Origin of the sequence: Bradyrhizobium sp. CCBAU 51753 (assembly GCF_015291565.1) — a bacterium.
In the GTDB taxonomy this organism is placed as follows: domain Bacteria; phylum Pseudomonadota; class Alphaproteobacteria; order Rhizobiales; family Xanthobacteraceae; genus Bradyrhizobium; species Bradyrhizobium ivorense.
This window is the reverse complement of the sequence record NZ_CP030037.1, coordinates 3,795,909-3,814,247: the sequence shown is the minus strand read 5'-3', so window position 1 is coordinate 3,814,247 and position 18,339 is coordinate 3,795,909. Positions and strand designations below refer to the sequence as shown.

Below are 18,339 nucleotides of genomic sequence, written 5' to 3'. Positions count from 1 at the left end.
ATCGGCGGTGCAGAAACACTAAGTCGCCTCGCCGACGGTGTCGGCCATGGTCGCGCCGCGCGCGCCCAGCGGCTTGCGGCGGCCCTCGGTGGAGTCGAGGACGGTCTGATGCTCGATCTCCGAATTTAGTTCCGCCCCGCACAGCACGATGATCGCGGACATCCACATCCAGGTCATCAGGCCGATCGCCGCGCCGAGCGAGCCATAGGTCGCGTTGTAATCGCCGAAATTCGCCAGATACCAGGAGAGCAGCGCCGAGCCGATCAGCCACAGCACGGCCGCCGCGACGGCGCCGACGCTGAGCCATTGCCAGCGCGCCTTGGTCCGGCTCGGGCCGTAACGGTAGAGCACCGCGAGCGCGGTGAGCAGCAGCAGCAGCAGGACCGGCCACCGGCCGAACCGGACGATCAGCTCGGCCCGCGTGCCGAGGCCGACCTGCTGCAGCAGCAGCGGCACCATCACCACCGCGCCCACCATCACCATGATCGAGATCAGCCCTGCGACGGTGAATGAGAGCGACAGCAGGTTCAATTTGATGAAGCCGCGCTTTTCCTTTTCGTCGTAGACGACGTTGAGCGCGTCGAAGATCGCCTTCATGCCGGCATTGGCGCTCCAGATCGCGATCAACAGACCGATCGCGAAGGTGAGGCCGAGCGTCGAGGTACCCTTGGCCAGCACGCGGGCGATCTGATCCTGGACGATGGCGAACGAGCCTTCCGGCAGCATCAGTGCCAGGCTTTGCAGATTCGAGGAGATGGTCGAGGGATCAGCAAACAGGCCGTAGCTCGAGACCAGCGCCGTGATCGCCGGGAAGATTGCCAGCAGGCCGTAGAACACGACGCCCGCGGCGGTCGCCAGCAGCCGGTCCTCGTCGATCTGCTGATAGGTGCGCAGCAGAATATCCTTCCAGCCGGCGCGCGGAATCTGCGATGGCGCGCTTGCCAGCCGCCCGCGATCCCCCTCGTCGGCCAACGTGCTCTGGACACCCTGTGTTCGAGGCGCTTGCGGCGCTGGACGCACCACGTGCCGATAGATCGCAAGGGTCGCAAGCGCCGTTGCGCCGGCGAGCATGAGGTCGTTGCGCCAGCCGGCACGCGCAGCCATCGCTAATCCTCGACAGCATCGGGCTTGCGCCTCAAGCGCGATGCCGCGACCCAGCCGACCAGCATCACAGCCGCGGCCGCGGCCAGGGCGCGTGTCGTGGTATCGACACCGCCTGCTGCCCGCGAGCCGGCGATCAGGCGCGCCGCGACGGGCACCGCGATCGACCGCTTGAGCATGTCGGCCTGTCGGGTCGGACGCGGCAGCGGCGGCGCAGGACGCTTGAACAGCATTTGCCCCATGACCAATCCCGACAGTCCGAGCAGGAGAAAGCCGCCGCCGATCGCGGCATAGGCGATCCGGATGCCATAATGCAGCTCGATCGCGTGGAAGGCCGCGGCGACGCCGACGCCGGCTGCAACCAGCACGAAGGCCGCGCCGACCAACATGAAGCCGCATGCGAGCGCGTAGCCCGTCACCAGACGCCCGATCCATTGTCGCAACTCCGTGACGTACGAACGGACGATGAGACTGATCGATGATGGTCCGGTGTTGGGGCGCATTGGCGAGGTCCCGTTGCAAGATCGCAGTCGACAACCCCGCACGATGACCGACGTTCCCTGCCCGATTGCGCGCGCCGTCTCCGCTGTCGGTCGCGGGCGACCGAGCGGCGAGCGCCTAGCCGGCGGACGAAAGATCCGAACGCGGCGGCAGGGAGCTCGGGAATGGCCGCGCCACTACGAGCGCCGCCCGCTCGTCGGTTTCCAATGCGATTTTCTGCGCCAGCATCACGTCGCCGGCCACCAGCGAGCCGGCCGGCCGGAAGCACCAGCCGACGACAACACGATCCCTGCCGTCGATTTCGTAGACGTTGGTCGAGGTCCCGTAGCAGATGCGGTAGCGCTTGCCGGTCTCCGATCCAATGACGTCGAAGCGATTATACTGGTCGAGCTGCGCGCGCTGCTCCGGCGAGAGCCATGCGCGGAGCAGTGCCATTGCGCGGGCCTCGATCCGCTCATAGGCCCGCCAGTGCTCCCAGATCGCAGCAAATGTCGTGCGCAGCGTTCGGACGGCGCGCCGGACGCCCGCTGCGAGTTGCGCGCGCGACGGACAGACCATCATCGGATCAGCCGCCGACTAGCCTTGGATAGAACAGCGTCTCCTCCGCTGTCGGATCAAGCGCGCGGACGACCTTCGGCTCTCCGGAGGTTCTCCGCGTGGCGGCGGTGTAGCCCTCTGCGGTCAGCTCGGCGAAACGCGCATTCGCCCAGGCCAGTTGCTCGCTGTCCTTCGGATCAAAATGCTGTCTCGTGTCGCCGCTGTGGTCCAGGATCAAAATCGTTGCCATTGTTGTCTTTCCTTGAGCAACTCAATAACTGCTTCAGACGACGGGCACGGCCGTTGTTGACCTGCCGCCCATCCACTCCGGCAGCGGTGCGCCGTCGCGGTGCCGACCACCTGCGCAGGCCGCGGCCCACGCGGCGACCGCTCCGAACAACAGCGCGGCTGCAACCGAGAATGCCAGGATGACCGCGCTGCGCCGTGCGCGCAGGATCGCGGTTCTGGCATCTCCGATGACGCTGTCGACGCGCTTCTCGGCGTCGGCTGCCGCCAGCCCGGTGGCGGCGGCGACCTGCTGGATCAGGTAGCTCCGGTCCTCGCTGCTGATGCCGCTGTGGCCGCCACCCATCAGCAGGATCCGGCCTGCCTCGGCACGTTCGTAACCGAGATCGATGTTGGCCGGACGCCGCAACGAGCGGTAAAGGCGATCGAGTTCGGCGCTCAGCAGCGGTTCGGCGGCCGTCGCGGACGGCCGGCTTTCGATCGCCGGCCGTGTGGTCGACAGGCCGACCAGCGTGATGATCAGGACGCTCAGGACGGCGCCGAGCGCCCAGGCCGTCAGGCCATGCAGCCCGTCGCGGCTCTCGACCAGGTCGGAAGGTGCCGCCCCGATCAGGCGCTGCGCGCGACCGGCAATGTAGCCGCCGACGCCAAAGCTCACCATGGCTTGCAGGATCAAATACAGCCCGGACAGCAGAGCGAGCGCGGCCGATGCCTCGCGCCACGACGGCGAACTCGAACTGACGCCCAAGCCGATCGTCGCGCCGAAGCCGATGAGGATCGTCGACAGCGCCGCGGCGAACAGCGCACCTGCGAACACCGGACCCCACTGCAATCGAAGGCCGCTCCGCTCGCCGACCGACGCGGCAATACTGCGTTCGTTGTCCATGGTGTGCCTATCGCAATCCAAACAGGGACAGTACGGCAAGAATGACCACGATCAGTCCCACCAGATAAATCAGCTGGTTCATGCAAAAGCCTCCGCCTCATCCGTGCAGACAATCTGGCCGGCCAGCCGAAGTTCCTACGCGGCCTCGCATGCCGTGCACCCATCGTTTTCGAGACAGTCTGCAAGCGAAGTTCGCGCTCGAGCGGCCGGGCCTCCGCCGCGCACAGAGCAGGATGTGCTGCTGAGGAAGGCCCGTCGGGCCGACGCATGAGATGGCGCTTGACGCGGTGATCGATGCCGCTTGCGACGCGCTGAAGAAAGGCTCGCTTAACCAGCATGTCGCGGTAGAGGTCCCGACTCTGTGCTGGAAGTTGTGGCCGTCTTCAGCTCCAGGTTTTTTAGAACGCATTGATGCAAAGGGGCCGCCTCGGTTGGCGGCCTCTTTCACCTGTGCATCAACTCGAAGATTTCTCGCCAGGCGCCGGTGAACGCAGAGCGGCGATCGCTCTTCCAAAAAAGAAACGGCCCCAGCAAGGGGGGCAGGCTGAGGCCAAGTTTGCATTTTGATTGTCCAGCGCCGCCACTGGACAGCACCGGACATGTGATAACCGCCACCAGCTTCGCTTCGTTCCTGTTCCCGATTGATGACCCCATCAATGTCCCTGATGGCGAAAAGGACACGCTTTTCGCGGAACCCGGAAGTTCGGACCCGCGAGCGTTGCAAGCCATGATTCTTCTGCGCTATACGAGACCCGCGACGCTTTGGGGAGACCGTCGATGTTGCGTATCGGCCTGATGCTTTTTCTGGTGACGGTGGGGCTTCTTGCACTGCTCTCGCTGCCTGATCCGGACAGCCCGGATCGTCCAATGGCGACCGCCGGCTATAGCCTCATCTGGCGCTAGGCGGGCGATACTCCCGTTCACTCACGCGCACCAAAGAAAATGGCCCCAGCGAGGGGGACCCGCTGAGGCCTGAGCAACTTGGTCAGTCGATCCTAGACCTCCTCAGGCGCCTTGCTCTGCTCATTCGGGATGACCGGAGTCATACGGAGGCCGAGGTCGTGAACCTGGCGCCTCTCCTGCGTACCCATATAGGTCAGGATTTTGCCACGACCCTCCTGGGGTTAGAGCCGCGCCGTCCGTGCGTATTTCAAGCGGGCGGCGTCGGTGTTTTTGAACGCACTGCAATTCCCCTCTGCGGGTCCCACGCAAAAAAGCAGGTCAGCTTCGTTGGCCAATTGGGTGTTCCGGTTGGCTGGCCAGGTTCCGAATTCACTTTTGAACCTATGTAACCCTTGTTAGTTTACCCGCATCACCGGCCTAGGGTCGTCCGTAGGCGCCGGTGGCTGAGAGACCAAGTGCGCTCCCGCCTGCGTTGAAAGGGAGCGTGACTCGATGGAATATCGAGGCATTGTCGTCAGCATTTTGCAGTCGGTTCCGAATAGCTGGCGCTGGCAATTTGAGTGTAACGGCATCTCCAGGAACGGCCATGGCTCTAGCCGGCAGAACGCCGCGCGCCGGGCCCGGACGGCGGTGGATGTCGCGATCAAGGACACACCTGCCGACCGCAGCGCCTGGCATATTGGCCAGCGCGTTTCCCGCAAAAACTGCGATGAGCTAGGTACCGTTGTCGAGAACAACGGCCAGATCAAGGTGAAGTGGGACAGCGGCCAGACCAGCTACTTCAGCCACAACGACAGAGCCAATGTCGAAATCGCTCCCGCCACCCACCCACAGGGAGCACTGCCGTGAAGAAGCGCCGTCGCCTCCGCATCAAGCAAACCTATCCGCTCGAACAGCGCCTGCACGAAGAGGCCATGCGCCTGCGCGAGGAGGCCAGGAGCCTGCCGCCATCCGCAAGGAAAGACGCCCTGCTGCGGCGCGCGCGCCATGATGAGACCGCCGCCCATTTGACCGAATGGCTGATGTCCCCAGGCTTGCGGGCGCCGATCTAGGAGGCGACGATGCAGGCTGGTCCCCATCTCGATGGCGTCGAGCTTGTCTTTGTCTGCGCAGCGGCAGTGTCGTTTGTGGCCCTGGTCGCCAGCGTGGCCTGGCTTCTGATGCACTGAAATCAGCGCGTCGCTGGCCGCACCGCCCTCCGGCACGTATCTGGGCTAGCGTCGGAAATACAGTAATTGTTTTCCTATTTTCCGAATTTGCGCTTGACTCCGCCCCCAACTCAGATGTTCAATGCGCCCGTCTCACCCGATCGAGGGGCGCTGCGCATCGTCTGGAGTGTTGCGGTGAGATGCGGTGGACGCCGCGCATGCCAGTGACGACAGCATGCGAGGCGGACGGTGAAGTCGTGCAGGCCTGACGCCCTAGTGGCAGGTGTCTTCTCGCAGGATGGGAATGCGTCTTGCGAGGACGGTGACAAAAAAGCCCAGTCTCGCCGGGGAGAGCACGTATAAGCCGTAACCCATCGCGCAGGGAAAGCCGGGTTGTTTCCGGTTACACCTGTGGTCCTACCCCGGTGCTTTTTTGTTGCACCGGGCCCATGGGTGCGAACCGGCACCCGGCTTTCCCTGCGCCCTCTTCAACAGTGGGCGGAACCAAGAAGCAAAGCTCGGACAAATCGTGTCGCGAGAACGACGACGTATGTTCCACGCGCGCATCAGGCTCCGGAACCAGCCCTTGCCAGCCAAGCCACCTGCTGCGGGTCCTGCATGATCCCGTGAAACGCTGTCACCTGTTCCCGATCGTGCGAGACGCTGGCTCTATTCGGATGATTGCGCATCGCTGGAACAGGAACGAGAGGAACGTCGATACCACTGAGACGTTCGGTCCCGGGGCTTGAACTAAAGGAGACGGGATATGAGAAAGCTGACATTGGCAGCGCTCGCGGGCGCCGGCGCCCTCATAGCCTCCGGCACCTATGCGACGGCAGGCGAGCTATACACCGGAAGCAGTTCACCGCTGCTCCAGCAGACTCGGATGGTCTGTAACGACGCCGGACGATGCTGGCACACGCGCGGCGATCGCTACGGACGCGCCGACACCTATTACCGGGAGCGGTACTACGACGACTACGATCGCGGCTACTACCGTCGCCCGGGCATCGGCGTGCACGGACCTGGCTTCAGCTTCGGCGTCGGCCCGGACTACTAGTGCCCGCTGCTAAAGCACCTTTCGTGGAGCCCGCCGGACCCGCAGAGTTCGGCGGGCTCTCTTATTGCGCCGTGTCGGACCGCGACGGCGACTTTGCATCGCCGCCGCTACGCCTGGCTGAAATACATTGCCAGAAGAGACGTGACGCTCAGGCGGCCGCCACCTCGTGGCTCGCCATCACCTCCAGCGCACGCAGGATCGCCGAGTGGTCCCACGCCTTGCCGCCAAGGGCGCTGCAGGCATTGAACAGCTGCTGGGCGTTTGCGGTACCCGGCAGCGACAGTCCAAGCGCGCGCGCCCCTTCCAGCGCGAGGTTGAGATCCTTCTGATGCAACTCGATGCGGAAGCCCGGCTCGAAATTGCGCTTCACCATCCGTTCGCCGTGCACTTCAAGAATCCGGGACGACGCAAAGCCGCCCATCAGCGCCTGGCGCACCAGCGCCGGATCGGCGCCGGCCTTCGATGCGAACAGCAAGGCTTCGCTCACGGCCTCGATGGTCAGCGCCACGATGATCTGGTTCGCAACCTTGGTGGTTTGACCATCGCCGTTGCCGCCCACCAGCGTAATGTTCTTGCCCATCCGCTCGAACAGCGGCTTCATGGTGTTGAACGCCCGCTCCTTGCCGCCGACCATGATGGTCAGGCTCGCCGCCTTGGCGCCGACCTCGCCACCGGATACCGGCGCGTCGAGATAGTCGGCCCCCAGCGCTTCGATCTTGCGCGCGAACTCCTTGGTCGCGAGCGGCGAGATCGAGCTCATGTCGACCACGATCATTCCCTTGGAAAGGCCTTCCGCGACGCCACCCTTGCCGAACAGCACGGCTTCCACATGCGGGGTATCCGGCACCATGATGATGACAGCATCGGATTCCTGCGCCACTTGCCTGCCCGACTCGCAGGTGACCGCGCCGGCCGCAATCAAATCCGCCGGGAGCGGCGCGACGTCGTGCAGGAACAGGCTGTAACCGGCAGCCAGGAGATGGCCGGCCATCGGGCGTCCCATGGTGCCCAGCCCGATGAATCCGATATTCTTCATTGTTGTCGCTCCTGTCAGCTTAATCAGGTCTCGAAGGTGTGGGCGGCGTGCCAGCCGAGGCTCTCGACCGTGGTGGTCCGCGGCTTGTATTCGCACCCGATCCAGCCGCGATATCCGAGGCTGTCGAGATGCTTGAACAGATAGGAGTAGTTGATCTCGCCGGTGCCGGGCTCGTGACGGCCCGGATTGTCGGCAAGCTGGACATGCGCGATGTGATCGAGATGCGTCTGCAGGGTCCGCGCCAGATCGCCTTCCATGATCTGCATGTGATAGATGTCGTATTGAATGAACAGATTGGGCGCCCCGACCTCGGAGATCAGCCGCGCCGCCTGCGCGGTCCTGTTCAAAAAGAAGCGCGGAATGTCGATCGTGTTGATCGGCTCGATCAAGAGCTTGATGCCGTGCCGGCCGAGCGCGCCCGCGGCGAAGCGCAGGTTGGACACCAGCACCTCGTTCAGCTCGGCCGCATCGGCCTCCGGCGGCGCAATGCCGACCAGGCAGTTGAGCTGCTTGCAATCCAGCGCCTTGGCATAGTCGATCGCGGCTGCAACGCCGTCGCGGAATTCGTCGACCCGGTCGCGCAGGATGGCGATGCCGCGCTCGCCGGCGCCCCAGTTGCCGGCGGGCAGATTATGCAGCACCTGGGTCAGCTGATAGCGGTTCAGCTCCTCCCGCAGCATCGCCTTGTCGTGCTCATAGGGAAACAGATATTCGACGGCGTTGAAGCCGGCGGCCTTGGCGGCGGCGAAGCGTTCGCGGAACGGCAGTTCGTTGAACAGCATGGTGAGGTTGGCGGCAAATTGAGGCACGGTCCGTTGTCTCCGCTTGAGGCAGCGCTGAAAGAGGGCTTAGGCCGGCAGCAGCGTGCCGCGTGTGCTCGGGACGTCATCGAGCGGGAGATCCAGCACCTCCTCGAACTCGACGATGTTGTCGATCTCGGTTCCCATCGCGATGTTGGTGACGCGCTCGAGGATGAACTCCACCACCACGGGGACGCGATGCTTGGCCATCAGCTCGCGCGCGGTCGCGAACGCCGCCTGGGCGTCGTTCGGATCGGTCACCCGGATCGCCTTGCAGCCCAGCCCCTCGGCGACAGCGACATGGTCGACGCCGTAGGCGCCGAGCTCCGGCGCGTTGATGTTCTCGAACGACAGCTGGACCTGGTAGTCCATCTCAAAACCGCGCTGCGCCTGCCGGATCAGCCCGAGATAGGAATTGTTCACGACGACATGGATGTAGGGCAGATTGAACTGTGCCCCGACCGCCAGCTCCTCGATCAGGAACTGGAAATCATAGTCTCCCGAGAGCGCGACGATCTCGCGGTCCGGATCGGCGGCGCGCACACCGAGCGCGGCCGGCAGTGTCCAGCCGAGCGGCCCGGCCTGCCCCGCGTTGATCCAGTTGCGCGGACGATGGACGCTGAGGAATTGCGCGCCGGCGATCTGCGACAATCCGATCACGGTCACGTAGCAGGTGTCGCGGCCGAACGCCTTGTTCATCTCCTCGTAGACCCGCTGCGGCTTGATCGGGATGTTGTCGAAATGGCTCTTGCGCAGCATCGAGCGCTTGCGGTCGCGGCAGGAGGCCGGCCAGGCCTGACGGTCGCGCAGCTTGCCGGTCTTGCGCCACTCCTTGGCGACGCTGACGAACAATTCCAGCGCGGCCTTGGCGTCCGACGCGATGCCGAGATCGGGATTGAACACGCGCCCGATCTGGGTCGGCTCGATGTCGACATGAACGAACTTGCGGCCCTTGGTGTAGGTCTCGATCGAGCCGGTGTGCCGGTTGGCCCAGCGGTTGCCGATGCCGAGTACGAAGTCGGATTGCAGCAGCGTCGCGTTGGCATAGCGGTGGCTGGTCTGCAGGCCGGCCATGCCCGCCATCAGCGGGTGATCGTCCGGGATGACGCCCCAGCCCATCAGCGTCGGCACCACGGGAACGTTGACCGCCTCTGCGAAGGCGACCAGCAGGTCCGATGCGTCGGCGTTGATCACGCCGCCGCCGGCGACGATCAGCGGCCGCTCCGCGGCGTTGAGCATCTCGAGCGCCTTCTCGATCTGCTTGCGGGTCGCGGCCGGCTTGTAGACCGGCAGCGACGAATAGACCTCGTCATCGAACTCGATCTCGGCGAGCTGCACGTCGAGCGGAAGATCGATCAGCACCGGTCCCGGCCGCCCCGATCGCATGATGTGAAAGGCCTGGCTGAACACCCGCGGCACCAGCGCCGGCTCGCGCACCGTGACCGCCCATTTGGTCACCGGCTTGGCGATCGACTCGATGTCGACGGCCTGGAAATCTTCCTTGTAGAGCCGCGCCCGCGGCGCCTGCCCGGTAATGCAGAGGATCGGGATCGAATCGGCGATCGCCGAATAAAGCCCGGTGATCATGTCGGTGCCGGCGGGCCCCGAGGTGCCGATGCACACGCCGATATTGCCGGCCTTCGCCCGAGTATAGCCTTCCGCCATATGCGAGGCGCCCTCGACATGCCGCGCCAGAATGTGGCGGATCGAGCCGCGCTTCTTCAGCGCAGAGTAAAGCGGGTTGATCGCAGCGCCGGGAACGCCGAAGGCGCAGCTGATCCCTTCGCGTTCGAGAATGCGTACCGCTGCATCGACTGCTCGCATCTTCATTTGATGACCCCGCTTCGTTACGAGTTGGCTCGAAGAGGATCATCAAACTCGCGCGCTTCGATCTCAACGCCGGCGATTGGTTTTTCCGCCCTGTGGCAACGCTCAAGATTTTTTGCGCGTCTTCAAATGATTAGCGCCGGCGCAGCGATGGAAAATCGGATGCGTCGGAAGCGGCAGCCGTCACGCCTGTTCCGGCAATGCGTGCCGGTTTCCGCGCAGTTCGGCCGTGAACTCGGCGGCGACCTGGTGCACGATGGCGCCGATTTCCGGCAGGCGTTCATCGGTCAGCCGGTCCGCCATGCCCGACACCGAAATCGCGGCAAACGGCTCGCTGCAATCGTTGAAGACGACCGAGGCCACGCAGCGCAGGCCGCGCCGGGCTTCCTCGTCATCCAGCGCAAAGCCCTGGCGCCGCACCGTCTCCAACTCCTTGAACAGTTCGCCAGGCCGCACGATCGACTTTTCCGTCAGGCGCGGCATGCCGCGGCGGCGGATGATCGCGTTGACATCGGCGTCGGAGTAAGCGGCCAGCACCGCCTTGCCGAGGCCCGAGGCGATCATCGCGACACGTCCGCCGACCTTGGTCAGCGAGCGCATGATCTCCCGGCTTTCGATCCGGGAGACGACGATGATCGACTCATCGTCGACCACGGCAAGGTTGGCGGTCTCCCGGGTCAGGTCACGCAGCTTGCGCAAATAGGGCAGCGCCTGCGCGGCGCAATTGCGCCGGCGCGTGAACGTCGAGCCGACCACAAAGCTCTGCGCGCCGATGTGCCATTTCGATTCCTCGCGATCGAACTGCACGAAGCGGCGGTTCTCCAGCGTCGTCAGCAGGCGGTGCACGGTCGACGGCGACAGGCCGGTGCGGATCGCAAGATCGGTGAGCCGATAGCCTTCGTCATCTTCGGCAAGTGTTTCGATGATATGCAGCGCGCGATCGACGGATTGCACGCCGCCATCGCGCGAGTCCTGGCCCGGCTGTTCGCGACAGGCGGGATCGCTGGGCTTGGGCCGGGCCAGTTCTTTTTTCATGACGACCTGCCTTATCCGTTTCGCGTTTCTGACGCCGCGGTACCGAGCGCAAGCTACGGTTTCAATTGGCATTTGGCATGCCAATTGATGTCTCTGTCAAGTCATCCACTGTCCCGGATAGGTCAGTATTCGTGTCATTTTCATCGGTTTTCTCCCGCGAATTACCGTTTGACAACTGGGATAATGTATACCACGATCTGCGCCGGCACGATAGCAATCGGGAGGACCTGCCATGCACGTCGCAGATATCCTGCGCAACAAGAGCCCGCGCACGGTGGCGATCGCCTGGAACGAGACCGTCGGCGTCGCGGCCGGCCTGATGCGCGCCAGCAATGTCGGCGCACTTGTCGTCAGGAATGCCGCAGAGGCGGTGATCGGGATGTTTTCGGAGCGCGACGTCGTCGCCGTCATCGCGGAGCGCGGCGCGAGCGGCCTCTCCTCGAAAGTTTCGCAATTCATCTCGGCGCGGCCCCTGGTGTCCTGCAGATCGCAGGACCGGCTCGCTTATGTCGAGCGCCTCATGATCTGTCATCAAATCCGCCACGTCCCCGTCATCGACAATGGCCGGCTTGTCGGCGTCGTCAGCAAGCGGGATATCGCCTTTGCCTGCGATGGGGCCGGCGCGGTGCGGGCGGCCTAACGACTTTCGTCTCGATCACGACCACAATCGTTCGAGCCGGCGCGGCTCGTCTGTCTTCACTCTGCTCGTGGGGGTTTCATGAGGATCTGCATCTACGGCGCCGGCGCGATCGGCGGTTATCTCGGTGTCGAGTTCATGCGCGCTGGCGCCGACGTCAGCCTGATCGCGCGCGGCGCGCATCTCGCCGCGATGCGGCAGAACGGGCTGAAGCTCCTGATCGGCGACGAGGAACGCGTGGTGCATCCGCGCTGCACCGACGATCCGCGCGAGCTGGGCGAGCAGGATTTCATCATCATCTCGCTCAAGGCGCATTCGATCACCGGCGTGATCGAGCAGATGCAGCCCCTGCTGGGACCGCGGACCCGCATCGTCACCGCGGTCAACGGAATTCCCTACTGGTATTTCTACAAGCACGGCGGCCGGCTCGAAGGCTCGACGCTCGAGAGCATCGATCGCGGCGGCCGGCAGTGGCGCGAGCTTGGCCCGGAGCGCGCCATCGGCTGCGTGGTCTATCCGGCGACCGAGATCGAGGCGCCCGGCGTGATCCGCCACGTCTACGGCAACAATTTCCCGCTCGGCGAGCCCTCGGGCGAGATCACGTCCGACATCACCAGCCTCTCCGAGCTGTTCACGGCGGCGGGCATGAAGGCGCCGGTTCTCGAGCGCATCCGCGACGAGATCTGGCTCAAGCTTTGGGGCAATGTCTGCTTCAACCCGATCAGCGCCCTCACCCATGCGACCCTCGACGTGATCTGCACCGATCCCGCCACGCGCGCGCTCTCCAAGGCGATCATGCTGGAGTCGCAGGCGATCGCGGAAAGTCTCGGCGTCAAATTCCGCGTCGATGTCGAACGCCGCATCGAAGGCGCCCGCAAGGTCGGCGCACACAAGACCTCCATGTTGCAGGATCTCGAGCGCGGACGTCCGGTTGAGATCGATCCTTTGATCACCGTGGTCCAGGAGATGGGCCGGATGACCGGGATCGCAACACCGGCGCTCGATGCGGTGCTGGCGCTGGTCGCGCAACGCAGCAGGATCGCGGGCCTTTACGACGGGGCCGCGGTCGCCGATGCAAAATCGCTGGCGGTGGCGTGACCAGAATGACCGAGATCACACGCTGGGTCCGCTTCCGCCACGACGAAAAGGTCGGCTTCGGACAACTCACCTCATCAAGCATCGTCGTGCACACTGGCGATATGTTCGGCGAAACGCGGCCGACGGGCGCGACGCTGGCGCTCGACGACGTCGAGCTGCTCGCGCCGACCGAGCCGTCCAAGATCATCGCGCTGTGGAATAATTTTCACGCGCTGGCGGCCAAGCTGAAATCGCCGGAGCCGCCCGAGCCGTTGTACCTTTTGAAAGCGCCGACCAGCGTCACCGCGCCCGGCGCCGTCGTCACCCGTCCCTCGAGTTACGAGGGCAAGACGACCTATGAAGGCGAGCTTGGCATCGTCATCGGCAAGACCTGCACCGCGATCGCGCCTGAAGACGCCGATGATTACATCTTCGGCTATACCTGCACCAACGACATCACGGCCGCCGATATCCTCAATCGCGACCCGACCTTCGCCCAATGGGCACGGGCCAAGGGTTTTGATGGTTACGGTCCGTTTGGACCGGTCGTGGCCTCCGGCCTCGATCCCGCAAGCCTCGTGGTGCGCACCATCCTCAACGGCGTGGAGCGCCAGAATTACCCGATCGCGGACATGATCGTCAGCGCGCAGGGGCTGGTCAGCAAGATCTCGCACGACATGACGCTGCTGCCCGGCGACCTGATTTGTTGCGGCACGTCGATCGGCGTCGGCGTGATGAAGGAGCCCGTCAACACGGTCACCATCGCGATCGACGGCATCGGTGAGCTAACCAACGAGTTTCGCCAATAGGGGTCGCCAACAGCAAATTGAATTTTGACCTCACCATCTGGACTGCCGCCGCTTTCGACGCCATACATAGTCGACATCTGGCCGGAGTGCGGCGATTGAACGCAAAATGGACTGACCTGCGCGCGCGCACTGCCCTGCGGCAAATCTTCGATGCCGCAATTGCCAGCGCCGATCCAAAACTCACGATCGCCGGCGCGCTGCCGGCGAAGCCCAAGGGCCGATGCATCGTCGTCGGCGCCGGCAAGGCATCGGCGGCGATGGCCGCGGGCCTCGACGCGGCCTGGCCCGACGTTGACCTCTCGGGCGTCATCGTGACGCGCCATGGCCATTCGGTTCCGGCGGGCCGGATCGAGGTGCTGGAGGCCTCGCATCCCGTCCCGGACGAGACCAGCGAAGCCGCTGCGGTTCGCATGCTGCGCGCCGTTGACGGACTTGCGGCCGACGATCTCGTCATCGCGCTGATCTCCGGCGGCGGCTCCGCGCTGATGACCCTTCCCGCGCCGCCGATGACGCTTGCCGACAAGCAGGCGGTGAACCGGGCCCTGCTCGCGAGCGGCGCGACGATCGCCGAGATGAACGTCGTCCGCAAGCATCTGTCGGCGATCAAGGGCGGACGGCTGGCGCTTGCCGCCCGTCCCGCGCGGCTCACCACGCTCGTGATCTCAGACGTTCCCGGCGATGATCCCGCGGCCATTGCCTCCGGTCCGACGCTGCCGGACCCGAGCACAAAGGCCGATGCGCAAGAGATCGTCCGGCGGTTTGCGATCGAGCTGCCGGAGGCGGCGCGGCGGGTCCTCACCGAGGCCGATGAGACGCCAAAACCCGGCGAGATCGATGCCGATGTCCGCCTACTCGCCGCCCCGTCGCTTGCGCTTGACGCCGCAGCCCGTGCGGCCCGGGACGCCGGTCTCACACCGATCATCCTCGGGGACGCGCTCGAAGGCGAAGCCCGCGAGCTCGGAACTGTGATGGCCGGCATCGCCCGCTCGGTCGCGACGCAGGCACAGCCGGGCCCTGCCCCTGCGGTGCTGCTCTCCGGCGGCGAGACGACGGTGACGATCGGCCGCGGACCGGCCGGCCGCGGCGGCCGCAACACCGAGTTCCTGCTCGCCCTCGCCGTCGCCCTGTCACGCACACCTGATATCTGGGCCATTGCGGGCGACAGCGACGGCATCGACGGAACAGAAGATGCGGCTGGCGCATTGATTGGTCCGGATACGCTGCAGCGCGCCGCCGCAGAAGGCCTCGACGCGCGCGCATTTCTGGCGGCCCATGACAGCTACACGTTCTTCGATCGCCTTGGAGACCTCGTGCGCACCGGGCCGACGCTCACGAATGTCAACGATATTCGTGCCGTGCTGATCGCAGACGGCAAGCCAAGAACGAGGTGATCCATGCGTCGTCATCGACGAGCCAAGATCGTTGCAACCGTTGGCCCCGCCAGCGATTCCCCCGAGATGCTGAAGGCGCTGCTGCTGGCCGGCGTCGATACCTTCCGTCTCAACTTCAGTCACGGAACCCAGAGCCATCACGCCGAGGTCCATGCCGCGATCCGCGCGCTCGAACAGGAGGTCGGCCGTCCGATCGGCATCCTGATGGATCTGCAGGGTCCGAAGATCCGCGTCGGCACGGTGCGCGATGGCAAACTGACCGTCGAAGCCGGCGAGACGATCCGGTTCGTGCTGTCCGGATCGGATGGCGATCGCTCGGCGATCCCGCTCCCGCACCCGGAGATCTTTGCCGCGGTGGCGCCCGGCCATGATCTTCTGATCGATGACGGCAGGATCCGCGTTCGGGTCAGTAGTCTCGGCAGCGATTTCATCGAGGCCAAGGTGATCGTCGGCGGCGTGATCTCCAACCACAAAGGCGTCAACCTGCCGGGGACGGTCCTCAATGTTTCGCCGCTCACCGCCAAGGACCGCTCCGATCTGGAGTTCGGGTTGAGGCTCGGCGTCGACTGGGTCGCGCTATCCTTTGTGCAGAAGCCGTCCGACGTCATCGAGGCGCGCGGCCTGATCGGCGATCGCGCCGGCCTGATGACCAAGATCGAGAAACCCGCGGCGCTGGAGCGGATCGACGATATCATCCAGCTGTCCGACGCGATCATGGTGGCGCGCGGCGATCTTGGCGTCGAAATTCCGCATGAGGACGTGCCCGGCCGCCAGAAGGAACTGGTGCGGGCCTGCCGGCTCGCCGTGAAGCCGGTGATCGTCGCGACGCAAATGCTCGATTCCATGATCAGCGCCCCGACGCCGACGCGCGCGGAAACTTCCGACGTCGCGACCGCGATCTATGACGGCGCCGACGCGGTGATGCTGTCGGCGGAATCGGCGGCGGGCCGCTACCCGCGCGAGGCGGTCGAGATGATGGATCGCATCATCCGGAGCATCGAGCACCACAAGATGTATCGCTCGATCATTGCCGCGACCCAGCCCAACGAGGAGCAGACCGCGCCGCATGCCGTTGCGACGGCCGCAGCCGATCTCGCCTCCGTCATCCACGCGGCGGCCATCGTGGCCTACACGTCGAGTGGAACGACCGCTGCGCGCGTCGCGCGCAAGCGGCCGAGCCTGCCGATCCTTGCCATCACGCCGAGCCGGGAGGTCTCCCGCCGCCTGTGCCTGCTGTGGGGCGCCCACAGCGTGCTGTCCGACGACGTTCGCAGCTATGAGGAGATGGTCGAGCGCGCGACTGCGTTCGCGCTGGAGGAAGAATTCGCATCGAGCCGCGATCTCTTGGTCGTCGTCGCCGGCATTCCCTTTGCGCAGGCAGGAACGACGAACAACCTCCGCGTCATCTCGCTGCCCTGACGGAGCGCTCGACTAGACGTCGAAGAACACCGTCTCGCGGTCGCCCTGCAGATGGATGTCGAACGTGTAGACGTTGCCCGTCTGGCGCCGGGCGATCAGCGTGGCGCGGCGATCGGCCGGCACCTGCGCCAGCACCGGATCGCCGGCATTGCCGGGCTCGTCGTCGAAATAGATCCGGGTGTAGAGATGCAGCAGCACGCCGCGCGCGAATACCGCGAGCAGGATGTGCGGCGCCTGCGACTTGCCGTCGGGATCCGGCACCGAGCCCGGCTTGATAGTGTCGAACGCGTAGAAGCCGCTCTTGTCGGTGCCGCAGCGGCCAAAGCCCTTGAACGATGAGTTCGGCAGTGCGCGCTTGTCCTGCGGATCGGAGAAGCGGCCCTGGCTATCGGCCTGCCAGATCTCCAGCATGCAGTCCACGATCACGGCGCCGTCGCCATCAAAAACCTTGCCCTCGACGCGGATGCGCTCGCCGGAGACGTCAGGCGTCAGCAAATTGTTGGTGAAGGCGTCGTTCCACTCATACTCGCCGTTCGGGGTCAGGCCGTATTTGAAATAGGGGCCGACGGTTTGCGATGGGGTCACTCCATCAGGACGCTGGTTCGACACGTTACTTGGTCTCCATCGGCGTGGCGTTACGCCCGCGCAGCACGATATCGAAGCGGTAGCACAGCGCCCATTCCGGCTTGGTGTTTTCGAGATCGAACGACGACACCATCCGCATCCGCGCCTTCTCGTCGGTCACCGAGTTGAAGATCGGGTCGAACGGAAACAGCGGGTCGCCGGGGAAATACATCTGCGTCACCAGGCGCGACACGAAGGAATGGCCGAACACCGAGAAGTGGATGTGCGCGGGCCGCCAGGCGTTGTGATGGTTGCCCCAGGGATACGCGCCGGGCTTGATGGTGATGAACTTGTAGTAGCCCTGCGCGTCGCTCTGGGTGCGGCCGGCGCCGGTAAAGTTGGGATCGAGCGGCGCCGGATGCTGGTCGACGACATGGACGTAGCGGCCGCAGGCATTGGCCTGCCACAGCTCGACCAGCGTGTTCGGCACGCCACGGCCGTCCTCGTCGCGCACATGGCCGTGCACGATGATGCGCTCGCCGAGCGGCTCGCCCTTGGCCTGAATGGTGAGGTCGTTGTCGTGCTCGCGCACGGTCTCATGTCCATAGACGGGGCCCGTGAGCTCGGAGAGCGTGTGGCGGATCGGAATCAACGGCTTTTGCGGCGCGCGCTTGAGCGCGCTCCGGTACGCGGGAGACAGACGCGCGGGGTGCACGCCGGTCGAAGCGAGCGGATAGATCAATGTCATGTGCCTTCTCCCGCCGGTCCGGTGACGCCGGCCGCATCACCGGGCTGTGCTTGCGCGTCAGTTCGGCGCCTTGAAGTCGTACGAGATGCGTCCGGCCGGCAGATAGAACAGGGCAATCACCGCGCCGCCCCTGACCTCGGGATAGTGCCGGCTGCCGGGATCGGGCGCGGTCCAGCCCGGGCCCTGCCATCCCTGCAGTCCCTTCAACTCGGCGCCCTCGTCGAGGGGAACGACGAGATTGAGCTCGCCATAGGGATGGCCGTGATACTGCCCGCGCAGCACGTCGTGATCGTCCTCGTCCTTGAAGCGGCGCGGATCGGCGCTGTTCATGTAAACCGCGGTGATGCTGAACTGGAACGTCTCCGCGGTCGGCTCGAGGATACGGCTGCGCCGATAGTTCGGACCCTCGACCTCCTGGTTCGCGGCCCAGCCTTCCTCGACCCCGGCCTTGATGAGGCGCGCGAGATCCTGATAGAGCGCACTGCCCTCACCGTAGGTCTGGTTGAGCCATCGCTCCATCGCCGCGCCCGGCGTCATGTCCTTGACTTCGCGCAGAAACGGAATGCTGCGCTCGATGAGCTGTTCCCGGCTTCCCATGATCTTCTCCTTGTCCT

General features: G+C 64.8%; 21 protein-coding genes. 9 read left to right on the top strand and 12 right to left on the bottom strand.

From position 1 onward, the window contains the following. Positions 1-18: 18 nt before the first annotated feature. The 5 genes from XH93_RS16850 to XH93_RS16830 all read right to left on the bottom strand — a co-directional run bounded on the left by XH93_RS16850 (position 19) and on the right by XH93_RS16830 (position 3,271). Entirely contained in the window at positions 19-1,104 is a 1,086-nt protein-coding gene (locus XH93_RS16850) for a YihY/virulence factor BrkB family protein (protein ID WP_194474395.1), read from the bottom strand. 2 nt (positions 1,105-1,106) lie between these two features. Continuing rightward, on the bottom strand, positions 1,107-1,604 hold the full coding sequence (locus tag XH93_RS16845) for a hypothetical protein (protein WP_194474394.1): 498 nt from the start codon (positions 1,602-1,604) through the stop codon (positions 1,107-1,109). 115 nt (positions 1,605-1,719) lie between these two features. Then, a complete protein-coding gene (locus tag XH93_RS16840; protein ID WP_371815075.1) occupies positions 1,720-2,160 on the bottom strand; it encodes a hypothetical protein in 441 nt (146 codons plus the stop codon). Positions 2,161-2,167: 7 nt separating this feature from the next. Beyond that, positions 2,168-2,389, bottom strand: coding sequence for a hypothetical protein (locus tag XH93_RS16835; protein WP_194474393.1), 222 nt, complete (start codon positions 2,387-2,389; stop codon positions 2,168-2,170). 33 nt (positions 2,390-2,422) lie between these two features. Beyond that, positions 2,423-3,271: a hypothetical protein gene (locus XH93_RS16830; protein WP_194474392.1), complete on the bottom strand. Its 849-nt coding sequence runs from the start codon at positions 3,269-3,271 to the stop codon at positions 2,423-2,425. Between the two features lie 777 nt (positions 3,272-4,048). Here XH93_RS16830 and XH93_RS42745 point away from each other — a divergent pair. From XH93_RS42745 to XH93_RS16815, 4 genes are all read left to right on the top strand, one after another. Continuing rightward, complete coding sequence (locus tag XH93_RS42745; RefSeq protein ID WP_256436623.1) at positions 4,049-4,174, top strand: hypothetical protein; 126 nt, start codon at positions 4,049-4,051, stop codon at positions 4,172-4,174. Positions 4,175-4,666: 492 nt separating this feature from the next. Continuing rightward, positions 4,667-5,023, top strand: a complete 357-nt coding sequence (locus XH93_RS16825; protein WP_194474391.1) for a hypothetical protein — start codon at positions 4,667-4,669, stop codon at positions 5,021-5,023. Next, positions 5,020-5,226 (top strand): hypothetical protein, encoded by a 207-nt coding sequence (locus XH93_RS16820; protein ID WP_194474390.1) that lies wholly within the window; start codon positions 5,020-5,022, stop codon positions 5,224-5,226. Before XH93_RS16825 ends, XH93_RS16820 begins: the two co-directional genes overlap by 4 nt. An 862-nt stretch (positions 5,227-6,088) precedes the next feature. Beyond that, positions 6,089-6,382: a hypothetical protein gene (locus XH93_RS16815; protein WP_139482588.1), complete on the top strand. Its 294-nt coding sequence runs from the start codon at positions 6,089-6,091 to the stop codon at positions 6,380-6,382. A 148-nt stretch (positions 6,383-6,530) separates the two neighbouring features. On the opposite strand, the gene XH93_RS16810 is transcribed toward XH93_RS16815, so the two are convergent. The 4 genes from XH93_RS16810 to XH93_RS16795 form a co-directional block, all read right to left on the bottom strand. Beyond that, entirely contained in the window at positions 6,531-7,418 is an 888-nt protein-coding gene (locus XH93_RS16810) for a 2-hydroxy-3-oxopropionate reductase (RefSeq protein ID WP_194474389.1), read from the bottom strand. 23 nt (positions 7,419-7,441) lie between these two features. After that, on the bottom strand, positions 7,442-8,227 hold the full coding sequence (hyi, locus tag XH93_RS16805) for a hydroxypyruvate isomerase (protein WP_194474388.1): 786 nt from the start codon (positions 8,225-8,227) through the stop codon (positions 7,442-7,444). A 39-nt stretch (positions 8,228-8,266) separates the two neighbouring features. After that, positions 8,267-10,048 carry a glyoxylate carboligase gene (gene gcl / locus XH93_RS16800; protein WP_194474387.1) on the bottom strand — a complete coding sequence of 594 codons (1,782 nt, stop codon included), beginning with the start codon at positions 10,046-10,048 and terminating at the stop codon, positions 8,267-8,269. Positions 10,049-10,228: 180 nt separating this feature from the next. Beyond that, positions 10,229-11,080, bottom strand: coding sequence for an IclR family transcriptional regulator (locus tag XH93_RS16795; RefSeq protein ID WP_194474386.1), 852 nt, complete (start codon positions 11,078-11,080; stop codon positions 10,229-10,231). Positions 11,081-11,312: 232 nt separating this feature from the next. Between XH93_RS16795 and XH93_RS16790 the strand changes: the two genes are divergently transcribed. From XH93_RS16790 to pyk, 5 genes are all read left to right on the top strand, one after another. Next, on the top strand, positions 11,313-11,720 hold the full coding sequence (locus XH93_RS16790; RefSeq protein ID WP_194474385.1) for a CBS domain-containing protein: 408 nt from the start codon (positions 11,313-11,315) through the stop codon (positions 11,718-11,720). Between the two features lie 78 nt (positions 11,721-11,798). Continuing rightward, positions 11,799-12,815 (top strand): 2-dehydropantoate 2-reductase, encoded by a 1,017-nt coding sequence (locus tag XH93_RS16785; protein ID WP_194474384.1) that lies wholly within the window; start codon positions 11,799-11,801, stop codon positions 12,813-12,815. Positions 12,816-12,820: 5 nt separating this feature from the next. Next, positions 12,821-13,603: a fumarylacetoacetate hydrolase family protein gene (locus XH93_RS16780; protein ID WP_194474383.1), complete on the top strand. Its 783-nt coding sequence runs from the start codon at positions 12,821-12,823 to the stop codon at positions 13,601-13,603. Between the two features lie 95 nt (positions 13,604-13,698). After that, positions 13,699-14,994: a glycerate kinase gene (locus XH93_RS16775; protein WP_194474382.1), complete on the top strand. Its 1,296-nt coding sequence runs from the start codon at positions 13,699-13,701 to the stop codon at positions 14,992-14,994. A 3-nt stretch (positions 14,995-14,997) separates the two neighbouring features. After that, positions 14,998-16,413, top strand: coding sequence for a pyruvate kinase (gene pyk, locus XH93_RS16770; RefSeq protein ID WP_194474381.1), 1,416 nt, complete (start codon positions 14,998-15,000; stop codon positions 16,411-16,413). 12 nt (positions 16,414-16,425) lie between these two features. Here the strand turns inward: pyk and pcaG are convergent, their stop codons facing one another. The 3 genes from pcaG to XH93_RS16755 are packed head-to-tail and all read right to left on the bottom strand — an operon-like array spanning position 16,426 to position 18,322. Next, the gene (pcaG, locus tag XH93_RS16765) at positions 16,426-17,022 is read right to left on the bottom strand and encodes a protocatechuate 3,4-dioxygenase subunit alpha (RefSeq protein WP_194474380.1); all 597 of its coding nucleotides are present in this window, start codon (positions 17,020-17,022) and stop codon (positions 16,426-16,428) included. A gap of 1 nt (position 17,023) precedes the next feature. Continuing rightward, positions 17,024-17,725 carry a protocatechuate 3,4-dioxygenase subunit beta gene (gene pcaH / locus XH93_RS16760; protein ID WP_194474379.1) on the bottom strand — a complete coding sequence of 234 codons (702 nt, stop codon included), beginning with the start codon at positions 17,723-17,725 and terminating at the stop codon, positions 17,024-17,026. Positions 17,726-17,782: 57 nt separating this feature from the next. Continuing rightward, the gene (locus XH93_RS16755) at positions 17,783-18,322 is read right to left on the bottom strand and encodes a DUF4863 family protein (RefSeq protein WP_194474378.1); all 540 of its coding nucleotides are present in this window, start codon (positions 18,320-18,322) and stop codon (positions 17,783-17,785) included. Positions 18,323-18,339: the final 17 nt, after the last annotated feature.

Bases quoted from the DNA above. Each gene is read 5' to 3' on its own strand.
- XH93_RS16850 (WP_194474395.1), bottom strand. From the start codon at position 1,104: ATGGCTGCGCGTGCCGGCTGGCGCAACGACCTCATGCTCGCCGGCGCA.
- XH93_RS16845 (WP_194474394.1), bottom strand. From the start codon at position 1,604: ATGCGCCCCAACACCGGACCATCATCGATCAGTCTCATCGTCCGTTCG.
- XH93_RS16840 (WP_371815075.1), bottom strand. From the start codon at position 2,160: ATGGTCTGTCCGTCGCGCGCGCAACTCGCAGCGGGCGTCCGGCGCGCC.
- XH93_RS16835 (WP_194474393.1), bottom strand. From the start codon at position 2,389: ATGGCAACGATTTTGATCCTGGACCACAGCGGCGACACGAGACAGCAT.
- XH93_RS16830 (WP_194474392.1), bottom strand. From the start codon at position 3,271: ATGGACAACGAACGCAGTATTGCCGCGTCGGTCGGCGAGCGGAGCGGC.
- XH93_RS42745 (WP_256436623.1), top strand. From the start codon at position 4,049: ATGTTGCGTATCGGCCTGATGCTTTTTCTGGTGACGGTGGGGCTTCTT.
- XH93_RS16825 (WP_194474391.1), top strand. From the start codon at position 4,667: ATGGAATATCGAGGCATTGTCGTCAGCATTTTGCAGTCGGTTCCGAAT.
- XH93_RS16815 (WP_139482588.1), top strand. From the start codon at position 6,089: ATGAGAAAGCTGACATTGGCAGCGCTCGCGGGCGCCGGCGCCCTCATA.
- XH93_RS16810 (WP_194474389.1), bottom strand. From the start codon at position 7,418: ATGAAGAATATCGGATTCATCGGGCTGGGCACCATGGGACGCCCGATG.
- gcl (WP_194474387.1), bottom strand. From the start codon at position 10,048: ATGAAGATGCGAGCAGTCGATGCAGCGGTACGCATTCTCGAACGCGAA.
- XH93_RS16795 (WP_194474386.1), bottom strand. From the start codon at position 11,080: ATGAAAAAAGAACTGGCCCGGCCCAAGCCCAGCGATCCCGCCTGTCGC.
- XH93_RS16790 (WP_194474385.1), top strand. From the start codon at position 11,313: ATGCACGTCGCAGATATCCTGCGCAACAAGAGCCCGCGCACGGTGGCG.
- XH93_RS16785 (WP_194474384.1), top strand. From the start codon at position 11,799: ATGAGGATCTGCATCTACGGCGCCGGCGCGATCGGCGGTTATCTCGGT.
- XH93_RS16780 (WP_194474383.1), top strand. From the start codon at position 12,821: ATGACCGAGATCACACGCTGGGTCCGCTTCCGCCACGACGAAAAGGTC.
- pyk (WP_194474381.1), top strand. From the start codon at position 14,998: ATGCGTCGTCATCGACGAGCCAAGATCGTTGCAACCGTTGGCCCCGCC.
- pcaH (WP_194474379.1), bottom strand. From the start codon at position 17,725: ATGACATTGATCTATCCGCTCGCTTCGACCGGCGTGCACCCCGCGCGT.
- XH93_RS16755 (WP_194474378.1), bottom strand. From the start codon at position 18,322: ATGGGAAGCCGGGAACAGCTCATCGAGCGCAGCATTCCGTTTCTGCGC.